Origin of the sequence: Siculibacillus lacustris (assembly GCF_004328075.1) — a bacterium.
Classification (GTDB): Bacteria; Pseudomonadota; Alphaproteobacteria; order Rhizobiales; family Ancalomicrobiaceae; genus Siculibacillus; species Siculibacillus lacustris.
On sequence record NZ_SJFN01000097.1, the window covers coordinates 1 to 680 of the forward strand.

Here is a 680-nt window from a genome sequence, read left to right on the forward strand (position 1 = left end):
CGGCGGAAGCCGGCGGAAGCCGGCGACGTGATCTTCGGCAACATCGACACCTTCGTCACCTGGAACCTCACCGGCGGCGTCAACGGCGGCGTGCACGTCACCGACGTGACCAATGCCTCGCGCACCCAGCTGATGAACCTCGAGACGCTCGACTGGGACGACGCGATCCTCGCCGACTTCGGGATCCCGAAGGCGATGCTCCCGAAGATCTGCTCGAGCTCGGAAGTCTACGGCAAGGCGGTTCTGCCGTCCGTCGCCGGCGTACCGGTCGCGGGCATCCTCGGCGACCAGCAGGCGGCCCTGTTCGGCCAGGCCTGCTTCAAGCCCGGCGAAGCCAAGAACACCTACGGCACCGGCTGCTTCATGCTGATGAACGTCGGCGAGAAGGCCGTCCCCTCCAAGTGCGGCCTCTTGACCACGGTCGGCTACAAGATCGGCAACCAGCCCGCCGTCTACGCGCTCGAAGGCTCGATCGCCGTCACCGGTTCGCTGGTGCAGTGGCTGCGCGACAACCTCGGCCTGATCGCCACCGCTCCGGACATCGAAGCGCTCGCTCTGACCGTCGACGACAACGGCGGCGTGTACTTCGTGCCGGCCTTCTCCGGCCTCTATGCGCCGTATTGGAAGGACAGCGCCCGCGGCGTGATCGCCGGTCTGACCCGCTACGTCAACAAGGGCCA

General features: G+C 66.9%; 1 protein-coding gene. It reads left to right on the plus strand.

Going from position 1 to position 680, the window contains the following annotated elements; all coding sequences use genetic code 11:
* Nucleotides 1-680: FGGY family carbohydrate kinase (locus EYW49_RS22895; RefSeq protein WP_265937409.1), on the plus strand; the 680-nt coding region annotated here is incomplete at both ends.